Below are 14,650 nucleotides of genomic sequence, written 5' to 3'. Positions count from 1 at the left end.
TTGCATCCCACTATGTTCAGGGCATTCACTAATTTTTTATTATTCTCGTCGGTTTACGTCTCGCTCTGTGCCATATTACTTATATGGCAAACGAACACCTTATTGAATTTACATCCGGTCAATATTGACTATTATAAATTCGCATTTTTCTCGACGATATGTAGTTATAATTTTCACTGGTACCTTACGCCTGCCGAGTATTCATCTTCGCCACGATTACAGTGGGGAGTGCGGCATAAGAACCTGCAACTCGTCTTCGCTATTATCGGCGGCATAGGTGCTGCCATCTATTTTTGGGACCTGAAGGCCTACTGGCTGGAACTCAGTGGCGCCGCCTTTCTGACCTTTTTGTATTCTGCTCCTAAAATTCCGATTCCTCCTTTTACCTGGCTGCGTAAAATTGCTATTGGTAAAACGATCTTCCTGACGGCGGTATGGGTATATGTCACGAATGTACTACCCATCTTTTTGTCAGGCGCACACTTTACCACGCAGGCTGTACTTTATATCGTACACCGGTTCTTTATAATCTATGCATTGTGCATACTGTTTGACTATCGGGATGTAGAGTCGGATAAAAGAGAGGGGATCCGTTCACTCATCACATGGCTTAGTAAGCCGGAGTTGATGAGATTGTATTTCTTTTCATTGCTGATATCGGCTGTATTTGCGTTTTTGGTATGCAGCGATATCATTACCTTTTACCTGTTGATCCCAATCGTCATTACTGCTTTACTTACTAAATATACACTCAACACAAGATCGGATTATTACTATTACTTTGTATTGGATGGGCTGGTTATGTTATCGGCCGTGCTACATTACATAGCAGTGGTTGCCTGATAATTAAGGTCTATACACGTAATAGCTTTTCCTTACTTTTGTGCCATAAATTACATTAACAGCATGTCAAAAAAGCAAAAGTCCGTAATAAGCAAGGACGCGCTTACGTTCCTGCGGAATTACCTGAATAATCCCTCCCCTACTGGTTTTGAGAAGGAAGGACAGAAACTGTGGCTGGAATATCTGAAGCCTTACATTGATGAGTACTTTGTAGATGCATATGGTTCTGCGGTGGGAGTGATCAATCCCAAAGCACCTTTCAAAGTTGTGATAGAAGCACATGCCGACGAAATTTCCTGGTTTGTAAATTATATTTCTCCTGAAGGGTTGATTTATGTGATCCGCAATGGTGGTTCTGATCAGCAGATCGCGCCATCCAAGAGAGTGAATATTCATACTGAAAATGGTACTGTAAAAGCCGTGTTCGGATGGCCGGCTATTCATACACGTATGCGTAGCACAGAAGGCAAAGAGCCACAACCGAAGGTAGACAACATCTTCCTGGATTGCGGTGCACGTAGCCGTAAGGAAGTAGAAGAACTGGGTATCCATGTAGGTTGTGTGGTGACGTTCGAAGATGGCTTTGAAGAGCTGTCACATGACTATTATGTATGTCGTGCCATCGATAACCGTATTGGTGGTTTTATGATTGCAGAAGTAGCCCGTATGCTGAAAGAAAAGAAGCAGGAGCTGCCTTTCGGTCTGTACATCGTGAATGCAGTGCAGGAAGAAGTAGGTCTGAGAGGTGCTGAGATGATTGCAAAACGCATCAAGCCCAATGTTGCGATCATCACTGACGTAACGCACGATACCACTACGCCAATGATCAACAAAAATATTGAAGGTGAAATCAGGTGTGGTTCTGGTCCAAGCATTACTTATGGTCCGGCGGTACACAACATTCTCCGTGACCTGATCATCAAAACAGCGAAGAAGAATGATATTCCTCACCAGCTGCATGCAGTAAGCCGCAGTACCGGTACAGATACAGATGCATTTGCATATGCGAATGATGGTACACCTTCTGCATTGATCAGTTTACCACTGCGGTATATGCATACTACGGTAGAAATGGTGAAGAAAGACGACATAGAGAACACTATATTGTTGATTTACAATACATTACTAAACATTACACCAAAAACAAACTTCCTATACCTGTAATTAGGTGTTTAGACACCTAATCCATTCATACTCCGTAGTTTGGCAGTATGGATTAAATGTATAGATTTGCTACTCAAATTACATTATTATGCAAGATGTGCAGATCCGTCACGACTGGTCTATTGAAGAAATAAAAGAGATCTACAATACGCCCTTACTGGAGCTGGTTTTCCGTGCGGCATCTGTTCACAGACAGACGCAGGATACGGCGGAAGTACAGGTATGTACTTTGCTCTCCATCAAAACCGGTGGTTGTACTGAAGACTGTGCTTACTGCCCTCAGGCAGCGCGCTATAATACCGACATTAAAGTACATGGCCTGATGCAGAAAGATGCGGTGCTGGCATATGCGGCGAAAGCGCGCGAAGCTGGTTCTACCCGTTTCTGTATGGGTGCTGCATGGAGAGAGGTGCGGGATAACCGTGACTTTGACCGCGTACTTGAAATGGTAAAAGGTGTAAATGAAATGGGAATGGAAGTATGCTGTACGCTTGGTATGCTTACAGAAGATCAGGCGCAGAAATTGGCGGATGCAGGCTTATATGCTTACAACCACAACCTGGATACTTCTGGTGAGTATTATGAGCAGATCATTACGACCAGGACTTATGATGATCGTTTAAAGACGTTGGATAATGTACGTAAGGCAGGGGTGAGTGTTTGCTGTGGAGGTATTATTGGTCTGGGTGAGAGCCATGAGGACAGGATTGGTATGATCCATACGCTGAGCAACTTGCCAGTGCATCCGGATTCAGTGCCGATCAATGCGTTGACACGTGTGAAGGGTACGCCACTGGAAAATATGCCGAAGGTGCAGTTTTGGGATATGGTGAGGATGATTGCGACGACGCGTATTTTGATGCCGAAAGCGATGGTGAGGTTGAGTGCGGGACGTGCGGAGATGAGTATGTCTGAGCAGGCGCTGTGTTTTATGGCGGGTGCGAATTCAATATTTACGGGTGAGAAGTTGTTGACGACGGCGAATCCTTCATTTGAAGAGGATCATATGATGTTTGAGTTGTTGGGATTGAAGCCAAGAGAGGCGTTTAAGGGTGAAGAGGTTCAGGCGGCGATATTCTAAAATAATAAAGCATTATTTAAAATTTTAAGTAATTAAAATAGTATCAAAAAAAAACGCTTTTCCCTGCGGGAAAAGCGTTTTTTTTTGAGGCGCGAATTTCTATCAGCGAGCCCCGCTCGCTGATAGAAATTCATAAGCGAGTAGCAGGAACTTCATAAGCGAGTAACAATAACTTCATAAGCGAGTAGCAAGAATTCCGTAAGCGAGCTGATAGAAATTCGTAATTATAGGAAGTAATTTATCCCTAACGCATACCCTTTCATTCCCAAACCAGCAATCGTCCCTTTACACACAGGAGCAATTACAGACGTATGTCTGAACTCTTCCCTTGCATGTACATTACTGATATGTATTTCCAATACAGGCGTTTTAATAGCCGCAATCGCATCCCTGATAGCAATCGAATAGTGTGTATACGCACCTGCATTCAACAAAATCCCATCATAGGTAAACCCTATCTCATGTAAAATGTCGATTATATTTCCTTCGGAGTTATTCTGAAAATATTCCAGCTCTACATCTGCAAATAACTGCTTCAGTTTTACGAAATAATCTTCAAAAGATTCATTTCCGTAGATACCCGGCTCCCTTTTACCCAACAAATTCAGGTTAGGGCCATTAATGATTGCTATTTTCATTTGTACAAATTACTAATTATTCTTGTCCCCATCTATAAGTATCCTGCTGAATGCCAGCCAGATCAATGACCCTGTCTACTACAGTGGCAGCCACTTCCTCTAATGTGGATGGTACACTGTAAAAAGATGGCGTAGCCGGGCAAATGATGCCTCCTGCCTCTGTGACCGTGAGCATGTTTTTAATATGGATCACATTGTAAGGTGTTTCCCTTACCACACATATTAGTTTGCGGCGTTCTTTCAACACGACATCGGCTGCCCGGGTAATCAGGTCATTACTCATTCCTCCGGCTATCCGGCCCAGGGTCCCCATGGAACAGGGACAAATAATCATCGTATCATACCTGCCTGAGCCACTGGCAAACGGCGCCATGAAATCCTGCTGGGTATAGGTTTTAAAGGGCAATGCCTTATAATCGTCCGTACCCAGCTCCGTTTCCCACACCGTTCTGGCATTTTCCGTCATCACAATGGCCACGGCTTCAGTCTGCGCAGCGGCTTTTTCAAGCTTCTGCAATAGCTGACGTGCATAAATGGCCCCGCTGGCCCCGGTAACTGCTACAACTATACGGTGTTTCATACTTACAAAGCTAGGTAAAAAGTAGCTCTCCTTTCAAATACAAACCGATCACTTAATAGTCACCAACTGATAAAAAAAATACCGGCCTGGTGGCCGGTACTAATTTCTTTGGATAAATAGCTGCTAGCTAATAACTCTTAATTTGCATGTGATACCAGCTCATCCATTATAATGGCACTATGGCTCTCATCATACACACACTTCCCATTTTTTATCAGCAACACCTGGGGAGATTCATGCTCTACACCATAAGTCGCTGCAATTTCATCTGATATTTTCCGATACTTAATAAGGTCCAGATAATAGAAGGTCATATTCTCAGGCGCTTGAGCTCTGTCGAGCCTTGATTTGGCTACCGCACTGATGGAACAGCGGGTGCTGTGCTTAAAAATTACGACGGTTTCCGTTTCAGATGCTTCCTTGATGGAATTTAACTGATCTTCAGTAGTTAAAGGTATCCAATTCATTAACAATCCTTGCTGTTTGTCGCATGGCCCACCTTGCCTATCTTCATCGGACAGCCCAATTTGTTTTGAGACGCACACGAAGTGAATAAAGTAGCAAAGATACAAATAAGCGCAGCGCCGCCCAAAACTTTGAATGATACTTGCATAAAGGGATGTTTAAGTGGTAAATGAAATTTCATAGGGAAAGGTGATATCACTTTTTTAATCGCCATTTTTTGACGTTACTTTGCAAATATAAAATTTATATTAAAAATTTTATTGATAATATCAGTCCTTTTTCCCGTTTTACATAAATATAACGCAAAATACCGGCAACTGTTTTATTGCATATGACAAAAGTACATTTTATTGCGATAGGTGGTAGCGTGATGCACCAGCTGGCAATAGCACTAAAGATAAAGGGTTACCAGGTGACCGGGAGCGACGACGAAATATTCGAGCCTGCTCTCAGCAACCTGCGCCAGGCAGGTATTCTGCCTGCTACCATGGGATGGGATGATTCCCGCATTACCCATGATCTGGATGCTGTCATTCTTGGTATGCACGCCCGTGGCGACAACCCTGAACTCCTGAAAGCCAAAGAGCTGAACCTCAGGATCTACTCGTTCCCCGAATATATCTACCAGGAAAGTCTGCAAAAGAAACGTGTGGCAGTCGGTGGCAGTCATGGTAAAACGACCACTACTGCTATGATTATGCATGTGTTACAACAGGCAGGCAAGGACTTCGATTACCTTGTAGGTGCCCGTCTGGCCGGTTTTGCACAATCCGTGAACATCACCAGTGCACCCACCATCGTGATGGAAGCAGATGAATACCCTGCCTCTGTAATCGAAAAGCGCCCGAAGTTCCATTTCCTCCACCCGCATATCGCTGTTTTGACCGGTATTGCCTGGGACCACATCAATGTGTTCCCTACATATGAGATCTACCTGGAGCAGTTCTCCATTTTTATCAAAACTATGGAAAAGGGTGCCACCCTGATCTATAACGATACTGATCCTGAGCTGGTGAAGCTCGTGAATGCCGAAGGCGGTCATTTGAAACTAGTCCCTTATGGCGTACCTCCTCACCAGATCAACAATGGCGTGACCAGCGTTACCTTTGGCGGTCAAACCAAAGAAATGGAGGTATTCGGCGACCATAACCTGCTGAATATGCACGCTGCCAGACTGGTTTGCAACGAACTGGGCGTAGATGATACTACGTTTCTATCCGCCATCGCTACCTTCAAAGGGGCAGCGAAGCGACTGGAACTGGTAGGCAAAAATGATCATTGCGCTATTTACCGCGACTTTGCCCATGCACCGTCCAAAGTGAAGGCCACGATCGAAGCGCTAAAGGAACAATACTCATCCCGTCAGCTGATCGCTGTACTGGAATTACATACTTATAGCAGCCTGAATGCTGCCTTTATGGTGCAGTACCAGGGTGCTATGGACAAGGCAGATGTGCCTGCCGTATTTTATAGCCGTCATGCCCTGGAAATCAAGCGTATGCCAGATCTGCAGCCGGAAGGCATTGCACAGGGATTTGGCAGAAACGACCTCCAGGTATTCAATAACCGAGAGCATCTGCAGGCGTTTCTGGACGCACAAAATTATCAGAATGCAAACCTCCTGCTGATGAGTTCAGGAGATTATGAAGGAATGAACGTACCTTCGCTCACAAAGTATTTATAAAAATCAGTCATGCCATCACTGCAACTTACAAGGCCCCTGGCCGTTATTGACCTTGAGACAACCGGTACCAATGTGGCCACAGACCGTATCATCGAGATTGCGATCGTTAAAGTAATGCCCGACAAGAGCATTCAGAAAAAAACCAGACGCATCAACCCAGGCATGCCGATCCCTCCAGCTACCACTGCCATTCATGGAATCAGTGATGAAGATGTGAAGGATTGTCCTACATTTAAACAGGCTGCGAATGAACTGAGACAGTTCATGGACAATTGCGATATAGCCGGATATAACTCAAACCGTTTTGACATACCGCTGCTGGTAGAAGAATTCCTCCGTACCGGACTGGAATTCGATGTGAAAGGACGTAAATTCATCGATGTACAGAAGATCTTCCATCTGATGGAGAAGCGCACCCTCAGCGCGGCCTACAAATTCTACTGCGATAAGAATCTAGAGAATGCACATAGCGCGGAAGCCGATGCACTCGCTACTTACGAGATCCTGGAAGCCCAGCTCGACCGTTACGAACAGTTACAATCAGAGGTGGACCCCCTGGCTGAATTTACCAAAGAAGAAGAATATGTTGACTTTGCCCGCCGCATGATCATGCAGAACGGCACAGAAGTTTTCAACTTCGGAAAGTACAAAGGCCGGGCGGTAAGAGATGTGTTGAAGATTGAGCCTCAATATTATGACTGGATGATGAAGGCCGATTTTCCTTTGAATACCAAGCAAAAACTCACAGACATCTACCACAGTATGATGTTAAAAAAGATTTAATGTTTATAAAATAGGGAACATATTTCCCGATTATTATAATTTCGCAGTCCTAAAACAACACTTAGCTGATTGGAAAAGCTTGTCATCATTCCGACCTACAACGAGAAGGATAATATCAGGAAGATCATTGACGCAGTATTCTCACTGCAGGAAGACTTTCACATTCTGATCGTTGACGATGGGTCGCCGGATGGAACCGGGAATATAGTAAAGTCCTTACAGCAGCAACATCCGGGGGAACTCTTCCTTTCGGAAAGAAGCGGCAAACAAGGGTTGGGTACTGCCTATATTCATGGGTTCAAGTGGGCGCTGGCCAAGGGATACCAGTACATCTTCGAGATGGACGCGGACTTCTCTCATAACCCGAAAGACCTGCCAAGGCTTTATAATGCATGTGCAAGAGAAGGTGGGGATGTAGCCGTTGGCTCCCGTTATGTAAAAGGTGGCAGAACAGAAAACTGGCCATGGGATAGGGCTGTGCTCTCCTACGGTGCTTCTGTATATGTACGGTTCGTGACCTGGATGCGTGTAAAAGATGCGACCGCCGGATTCGTATGTTACAAGAGACAGGTACTGGAATCCATCAACCTGGATGCTATCCGGTTCGTTGGATATGCATTCCAGATCGAAATGAAGTTTACTGCCTGGAAACTGGGCTTTAAGGTGAAGGAAGTGCCTATCACCTTTATAGATCGTAAGGAAGGATATTCCAAGATGAGCAAGGGAATTGTGAAAGAAGGAATATTGGGGGTGCTCAAGATTCAATGGGAGAGCCTGTTTAGGAAGTATGAGAGAAGAGTGCGGAACGAACAGTTACAGGAGCAGGAACAATAGAGAATGCTGATATTGCTGCCTCAGCCTATTGGCAGCGGACTGATACAAAAATGAAAAAACCTTTGCTGCAATTACACCTGTCAGTCTTCCTGGCAGGTTTTACGGGCATCCTTGGGAAGCTGATTTCCCTGAATGAAGGATTGCTCGTTTGGTACCGACTATTATTCACTGTCATTTCTCTGTTTATTATATTTCGCTGGAAGGGAATGTTGTCGCGACTGTCGTGGAGACAATTAGTTCCTATTGGATTGAATGGGGTGGTGATTGCTATGCACTGGCTGTTCTTTTATGGGAGTATTAAGTACTCGAATGTAAGTATCGGCGTCGTTTGTTTTTCATTGACAAGTTTGTTTACGGCGGTGTTAGATCCGATTATCAGCCGGCGAAGATTTGATGTGAGAGAGTTGATGTTGAGTGGGATTACGCTGGCGGGTATTGTGATGATTTTCCATTTTGATTCGCAGTATCATACAGGGATTATAATGGGGATCGTGTCATCTGTTTTTGCTGCGCTGTTTACGATTGTGAATAAGAAGTTGCTCACGCATTATGATTCACCTTCTATTACGTTTTATGAGTTGTTAGTAGGGTTTGTAGTGTTGTCGTTATTTATGCCGATGTATTTGGGGGTGGTGAATCAACATTTCTTACTGCCGTCTACGACGGATCTGATCTATTTGCTGATATTGAGCTGGGCGTGTACGGTGTGTATGTATATGTTGCTGATGGCGGCGTTGAAGAAAGTGAGTTCGTTTACGACTAATCTGACTTTTAATTTAGAACCTGTTTATAGTATTATTATAGCGTTTGTATTGTTTCAGGAGAATAAGCAGTTGAGTTGGGCGTTTTATGCGGGGTTGGGGTGTATTATTCTTTCGGTGTTTTTGCAGATGCGAAGAGTGATAGCAAAATAAAAGAAGCCGCCATTATGAGGCGGCTTCTTTTATTTTAATAATGTACATACCCGATCAAACCACGGGCTTTAGTACCAGATGTCACAGATATGCTTCCTTTGAAAATAACGGTGTAACTGCGTTGTACAGTAAGGTTCGCGATATTCCCTGTCGTCAATGCCATGGTAGCAAATACAGCCCTTCCTGACAACGGTGTCGCTGACGAAGCAGAACGGGTCACATAGAGCGTATCCTTTATGTTTACATTGTAAGCAACGGGGATGTAATCACTCAATTCACCGGGACTGAGTCCGGCCGCTACCACACCATGTTTGGCGGAGTAGAGATCAACGGTTTTACCGGTGGTATCATTTAAGACCGTGTGAATAAAACGGATATCGATCATGCCGGTATCAGGTGTAGGGAATGCATCCTGTGTAAAGATCTGCCCTGCACTGGTGAGAATAAAAGTATAGTATTTACCAGCTTCGAAAGTGTCACTGAAGCTTTGTAAACTGATGCTATCACCAACTAAGGTACCGGGTTTAAACAGCTCTACTGTTTGGGTACCCGGGTCAATGGTGAGATAAGAATTGACACCGGATACAGGATAGATACTATTGTAAGTGATGGCCGCACCATTCACTTTAGTACCTCCCACATAGATATTGAATGTATCCAGGTTTGTTGATGCATGTACTACTTTCAAATACGCTTTACCGCTTGTTCCTTCTTCCGTAGCATGAATCGTGAATTCCTTTTTACAGGCTGTGATCCCCATCAATAAGGCCATACCTGCTAATATGAATCTACGCATATCGAATATTTTTATTGTTGTGAAAACCAGCATTCCTTCGTATGATAATCCAGTTCCAAAGCACCCAATGCTGTCAGTGCAGGAATGTTGTACAGGTACTCTGAGTTGTACCTTGGACGACAACGGTAAACCAGTTTCTGGTTGTTATTGAGATACAGATCAGCAGCGCTGAGTGGCGTCCATCCTGCATATACCTGTGCACCTGTAACAGGGTCGAGGTCTGTGTAGTGGAAACGACGCATATCTACCCATACTTCATTTACACCAAAGCAATACATGGCAATATACTTTTGCAGCATGATATGTGTGAGGGTCAGGTTCGCCGCACTTGTAGGTACCACACTGGCATTGGCCATGTAAGTAGCTTTTGCAGTAGCCGTCATTTCCTTGCCCACAGGAATGTTTGTAGGATAATCCAACATCATATCCATGCTGAGAGAGATTGCGTTTGTATAGGCAGTTAAAGCAGTGGCTTTATCACCTTTGCGATAAGCCGCTTCTGCTTTCATGAATTGCATTTCTGTAGCTGTCATTACCGGCCATGGAGAATCATCTGCATAGAGGTAGCGTGGATTCAGAGATTTGGAAGAACTATACTGACCACCCCAATAGTTGCGTGGCAGGTCGGCAGTATCTAAACCTGTGCTACCAGTAGCGCCATAGTTAGGGCGGATACCTTTGAAGGTGCCATTGAAGTTTTCACGAATCAGGTAGTAAGCACGGGGATCAGCTACCGGGAAGACGGTGTTGTTACCACTTTCAAGGTTGGCGATATACTCGCCCTGTACGAGAGAACCGATGTTTGCACGGAAAGGACCAAAGTAGTTTTTAGTCGCGCTGGTTGATGCATTCGCTACTCTGTAAATGGCATTGTCTTCATTGCTGCTCATGGCCAGATCTGCATACTTGATCACAGAATCCGGCTGGTAAGTAGATTTATTGGAGAGATGATTGTAAGAACGGGCAAGAACACCATATACAAACTTCTTCCACTTATTCACATCGCCATTGTAGAGGTAAGCATCGCCTTTGGCAAGGTTGGTAGCGCTTACACTATCACCAGTCATGTTCAGGTAAGTCAGTGCACGAAAAGCAACAGCTCTGGCAGTATCGTATACATCGGCCTGTGAGTCGTAGTCAAACTGATCCTGGCTGGTGTTGAATGCTTCTTTCAACACTACTTCACCATATTGATCCGTGAGACTGAGCCATCCCCAGGCACGCAGTGCATAGGCTACACCTACGTAATCCCATTTTTTTTGTTCAATCCCCCACTCTACTACCTTGTTCAGGTTTTGTCCCATGCCATAATAGTGGGCAGCCCACAGGTTCCCCATAATATCGCTGGAACCCGTAGCGCCTCCCATTTTGTCGTATTGATTGCCATTGGCATTTGCACACCAATATTGTATATAACGCCCGGTGTAATAGTTATCTACTACGGTTCCATAGTTCGTACCATTGGCCGTATAACTGTTGACCAGGTTAGAGATCAGGTTGGGCAATAATGTTTCGATCGGTTGTTCCACATCCGCATTGGGATTGGTGTAGGCATCATCAATCAGCTTCTTACACCCCGTACCCAGCATACCTATGATAGCGCCCAAGCAGGCATATTTCAACAATTTATTCTTAGTCATACCTGTAGTTTTTTAATTAAAATGAAACCCTTAAACCAAAGTTGGCACTCACCGGAGCAGGCAGGTTGCCATAGTCAAATCCGAATCCACCCACGCCTCTGTTGGCAGAAGTATTTCCATTGCTCACCGGGTCTGCGCCTTTGTAGTTGGTGATCAGCACCAGGTCATTGAAGGTGACAAATGCACCGATGTTGCTGATACCTTTCCACTTGCCAAAGTTGTAGCTGATGGTCAGATCGCGGAGGCGGAACCAGTTCACATCTTTCTGGATGAATTCTTCTTCAGGCATATTGGTGTAGTAAGCCTGCTGGCGATAAGGGAGTACTACGATATTGTTTTCTGTAGGCTTGTCTGTGTTCTGCAATCCATCGTTCAGCACACCTTTGATGATACGGGAAGTTTCTCTGTCGGCAGTCTTGATGCCTTTACCTTGTACGGTCAGGTACATGTCGGTGGCGTCAAATATATCGCCGCCTACTTTCAGGTCCCAGAGGAAACTCAATGTCCATTTTTTATAACGGAGGGTATTGTTGATACCCAGGGTAAAGTCTGGATTACGATCACCGATCACGCCGAAGGTAGCATCGATAACAGGGAGGCCTGTCAAAGGATTAATGAGGATATCACCTTTGTTGCTGCGGGAATAGTGATAACCTGTGATAGTAGTCGTTGCGCCGCCTTTCTTGAGGCCACCTCTGGCATTGCCGTACACCCAGGTATCAGCGATATAATATTCAGTGAGGGTGCTTGGGATGGCAAGTACCTTGTTGTACATCTTGTTAAAGTTCAGGGTCAGGTCCCATCCAAAATCCTTTTTGCGCACGGGTGTAGCAGAGATCATGGCTTCGATACCTTTATTGCGGGTAGAGGCCGCGTTCATGGTATTCAGGATAAAACCGGTAGCATAGCTGGCGCGGAAATTTTCAGCGATCTGGTCTTTCACCAGTGTATTGTAGTAAGAAACTTCTGCATTGATTCTACCATCGAACATTCTGAACTCTGTACCTATTTCAAAGGTCTTTTGTCTTTCCGGTTTCAGGTTAGGATTCGCATTTGTATACCCATATGAATATCCACCACCACTAGCCAGGTTATTCACAAATACAGACTGGTTGGCATAGGGTGAAGAGAGACGTGCGGTACTCGCCATGGAAGCGCGGACTTTCCAGTAGCTCAGTACCTTGCTGGTTTTCATACCAGGAATCACTTCACTTGGAATGAAGCTGGCGCTGATGCCAGGGTAATTATAATCGCGGGAGGCAGCTGGCATGATGCTCGTTGTTTCGAAACGCTGTGTGAAGCTCACGAATGCGAGATCGCTGTAGCCGATGGCTGCTTCGCCGAAGTAAGCGATATTCCTGTTGATGCTCATGTTGTACAGGCCTTTTGCATTTCTGAGCAGGCGGGTACGGGTGGTGGGATCTGTATTGCTGCTGTCTGTACCCATAGGGTCAGTGAGGTTGGTACCTCTTACGGCATACATACCTGTTTCATTATCCTGCCACATGGTACCGATCATTAAGCGACCGTTGAACTTCTTGTAACTCTTGGTAGCGGTTGCAGTGATGGTGTGGTTATAACTCCAATATTTCAGGTAGTAATTTTCCAGTGCACCATTCTGTGCGGCAGTCACATTGTAGGAATCAGGGTTGTATAACATATAACCGTCGGTGTGATAGGCATCGTAACCGAAACGACCTGCTACTGCCAGCCATGGGAATGGATTGATGTTGATACCCAGGGTAGCGATGTAACGGTTATTTTTATCCTGGCTCAGGTTACGTTCTACACTGAATACTGGATTGTCTACTTCTGCATTCGGAGAGTTGCCCGCTACGAGTGTAGCTTTGCCCCCTGTAGAATCCTGCCAGTCATGGATATCATGATCGGTAGGCCAGAGGTATAAATCCAGCAGGTAACCGCCGGCACCTCTCAGGGGTTTGTTGTTCACACTGTTGATAACAGAGAAGCTGGGTGTGATTTCAACATGCTTACCGATTTTGGTAGTATTGCTTAAGCGCAGGTTGAGTTTCTTGTAATTATTGTTAGGGATCACACCATCCTGGTTGATGTAAGATGCAGAGAAACGGAAGCCGGAATTCTTCACACCAAAGTCAACACCGAGGTTATGGCTTTGGGTAAAACCGGTTCTGAAAAAGTTGTGTACGTTATCATACAGTTTGGTGGTATCGCTGTATTTAGGACCAAAGAAGGTACCGCTACCTGACTGGAAGATGGAGCTGTACACACCGTCTGTACCAGTGTTGTAAGCATTGGTCACTTTATTGAAGCGGGTGATCTTTTGTGTACGGAAGCTATTGTCATAGCTCATGTGAATGCCTTTTCCTTTGCTTCTTTTGGTAGTGATCACGATGGCGCCGGAGCTGGCCTGGCTACCGTACAATGCAGTGGCTTCTGGGCCTTTCAGTACGGTGATGCTGGCGATATCAGCAGGGTTGATGTCGGCAGCGCGGTTGGTGTAATCACTGTTTTTGTTTGCCATGTCGGATACGAGACCGATACCTGCACCGCCATTGGAGCTTTGGTTCAGGGTCTGGTTGTCCACGATGATACCATCTACGACGAATAGTGGTTGGTTGCTCAGGGAGAGAGAGTTGAAACCTCTGAGTACGATAGAGGAACCGGAGCCTGCCTGTCCGGTGGTAGGTGTGATGGTCACACCGGCTACCCTGCCTTGTAAAGCATTGACAAAGTTTTCACGTTGGGTGGCGGCGATTTCATCACCACTTACACGCTGTACGGAGTAACCGAGTTCACGGGCATTACGCTTGATGTCCATGGCAGTGACTACAACTTCGCCGAGTTCACCATTGCTGGGTTTCATCACGACTTTGGCGGCATCGCTGGCATTGATTCTTACTATGCCATAGCCGATGTACGAAAAGATGAGTTGTTGTCCTTTTTCAGCGGGGATGGTATAGTGGCCGCTGGCATCGGTTTGGGTCCCTTTTTTGGTTGTAGTGTTGACTACAGTTACACCAATCAAAGGGGTTTTCCCGTCTTCTGCCAATACGGTACCTGTTACCGGCGCCGTCTGACCAAATGAATGTAATAATGAGGATAGTAGAAGGACTATCATCATTCCGGCAAATTTTCGCATAGCATTGATTTTATGAATAAATAGGCAAAAGCATCCCTGCTGCGCAGATTGCGCAGTTTCAACAAACCAGAATAAACTGAGTGGTAACTGGTGTACCTCAGTAAATG

At 45.2% G+C, this 14,650-nt stretch carries 13 protein-coding genes; 7 read left to right on the top strand and 6 right to left on the bottom strand.

Annotated elements, in window-relative coordinates; translation table 11 throughout:
- The first annotated feature begins 12 nt into the window (after window positions 1-12).
- The 3 genes from QQL36_RS15685 to bioB all read left to right on the top strand — a co-directional run bounded on the left by QQL36_RS15685 (window position 13) and on the right by bioB (window position 3,088).
- Complete coding sequence (locus QQL36_RS15685; protein WP_321570211.1) at window positions 13-843, top strand: UbiA family prenyltransferase; 831 nt, start codon at window positions 13-15, stop codon at window positions 841-843.
- A gap of 63 nt (window positions 844-906) precedes the next feature.
- Window positions 907-2,007 carry a M42 family metallopeptidase gene (locus QQL36_RS15680; RefSeq protein WP_321570210.1) on the top strand — a complete coding sequence of 367 codons (1,101 nt, stop codon included), beginning with the start codon at window positions 907-909 and terminating at the stop codon, window positions 2,005-2,007.
- A gap of 88 nt (window positions 2,008-2,095) precedes the next feature.
- A complete protein-coding gene (bioB, locus tag QQL36_RS15675; RefSeq protein WP_083722795.1) occupies window positions 2,096-3,088 on the top strand; it encodes a biotin synthase BioB in 993 nt (330 codons plus the stop codon).
- Between the two features lie 224 nt (window positions 3,089-3,312).
- Here the strand turns inward: bioB and aroQ are convergent, their stop codons facing one another.
- The 3 genes from aroQ to ytxJ all read right to left on the bottom strand — a co-directional run bounded on the left by aroQ (window position 3,313) and on the right by ytxJ (window position 4,773).
- Window positions 3,313-3,726 (bottom strand): type II 3-dehydroquinate dehydratase, encoded by a 414-nt coding sequence (gene aroQ, locus QQL36_RS15670; RefSeq protein ID WP_083722796.1) that lies wholly within the window; start codon window positions 3,724-3,726, stop codon window positions 3,313-3,315.
- 16 nt (window positions 3,727-3,742) lie between these two features.
- Entirely contained in the window at window positions 3,743-4,306 is a 564-nt protein-coding gene (locus QQL36_RS15665) for a UbiX family flavin prenyltransferase (protein WP_083722797.1), read from the bottom strand.
- 137 nt (window positions 4,307-4,443) lie between these two features.
- A complete protein-coding gene (ytxJ, locus tag QQL36_RS15660; protein WP_083722798.1) occupies window positions 4,444-4,773 on the bottom strand; it encodes a bacillithiol system redox-active protein YtxJ in 330 nt (109 codons plus the stop codon).
- A gap of 329 nt (window positions 4,774-5,102) precedes the next feature.
- Between ytxJ and QQL36_RS15655 the strand changes: the two genes are divergently transcribed.
- The 4 genes from QQL36_RS15655 to QQL36_RS15640 all read left to right on the top strand — a co-directional run bounded on the left by QQL36_RS15655 (window position 5,103) and on the right by QQL36_RS15640 (window position 8,986).
- Window positions 5,103-6,455, top strand: a complete 1,353-nt coding sequence (locus QQL36_RS15655) for a UDP-N-acetylmuramate--L-alanine ligase (RefSeq protein ID WP_321570209.1) — start codon at window positions 5,103-5,105, stop codon at window positions 6,453-6,455.
- A gap of 9 nt (window positions 6,456-6,464) precedes the next feature.
- A complete protein-coding gene (locus QQL36_RS15650; protein ID WP_083720351.1) occupies window positions 6,465-7,238 on the top strand; it encodes a 3'-5' exonuclease in 774 nt (257 codons plus the stop codon).
- A 69-nt stretch (window positions 7,239-7,307) separates the two neighbouring features.
- Window positions 7,308-8,072 (top strand): polyprenol monophosphomannose synthase, encoded by a 765-nt coding sequence (locus QQL36_RS15645; RefSeq protein WP_320581215.1) that lies wholly within the window; start codon window positions 7,308-7,310, stop codon window positions 8,070-8,072.
- A 50-nt stretch (window positions 8,073-8,122) separates the two neighbouring features.
- A complete protein-coding gene (locus tag QQL36_RS15640) occupies window positions 8,123-8,986 on the top strand; it encodes a DMT family transporter (RefSeq protein WP_083720353.1) in 864 nt (287 codons plus the stop codon).
- A 34-nt stretch (window positions 8,987-9,020) separates the two neighbouring features.
- On the opposite strand, the gene QQL36_RS15635 is transcribed toward QQL36_RS15640, so the two are convergent.
- Genes QQL36_RS15635 through QQL36_RS15625 form a run of 3 tightly spaced genes read right to left on the bottom strand, consistent with a single transcriptional unit; the run spans window position 9,021 to window position 14,543 of the window.
- Entirely contained in the window at window positions 9,021-9,782 is a 762-nt protein-coding gene (locus QQL36_RS15635) for a DUF4397 domain-containing protein (protein WP_321570208.1), read from the bottom strand.
- 11 nt (window positions 9,783-9,793) lie between these two features.
- Window positions 9,794-11,422: a SusD/RagB family nutrient-binding outer membrane lipoprotein gene (locus QQL36_RS15630; protein WP_321570207.1), complete on the bottom strand. Its 1,629-nt coding sequence runs from the start codon at window positions 11,420-11,422 to the stop codon at window positions 9,794-9,796.
- Between the two features lie 16 nt (window positions 11,423-11,438).
- Window positions 11,439-14,543 (bottom strand): SusC/RagA family TonB-linked outer membrane protein, encoded by a 3,105-nt coding sequence (locus tag QQL36_RS15625; protein ID WP_321570206.1) that lies wholly within the window; start codon window positions 14,541-14,543, stop codon window positions 11,439-11,441.
- Window positions 14,544-14,650 lie beyond the last annotated feature (107 nt).

Source organism: Chitinophaga sp. LS1 (assembly GCF_034274695.1).
Taxonomy (GTDB): Bacteria; Bacteroidota; Bacteroidia; order Chitinophagales; family Chitinophagaceae; genus Chitinophaga.
This window is presented reverse-complemented; position numbering and strand designations above follow the sequence as displayed.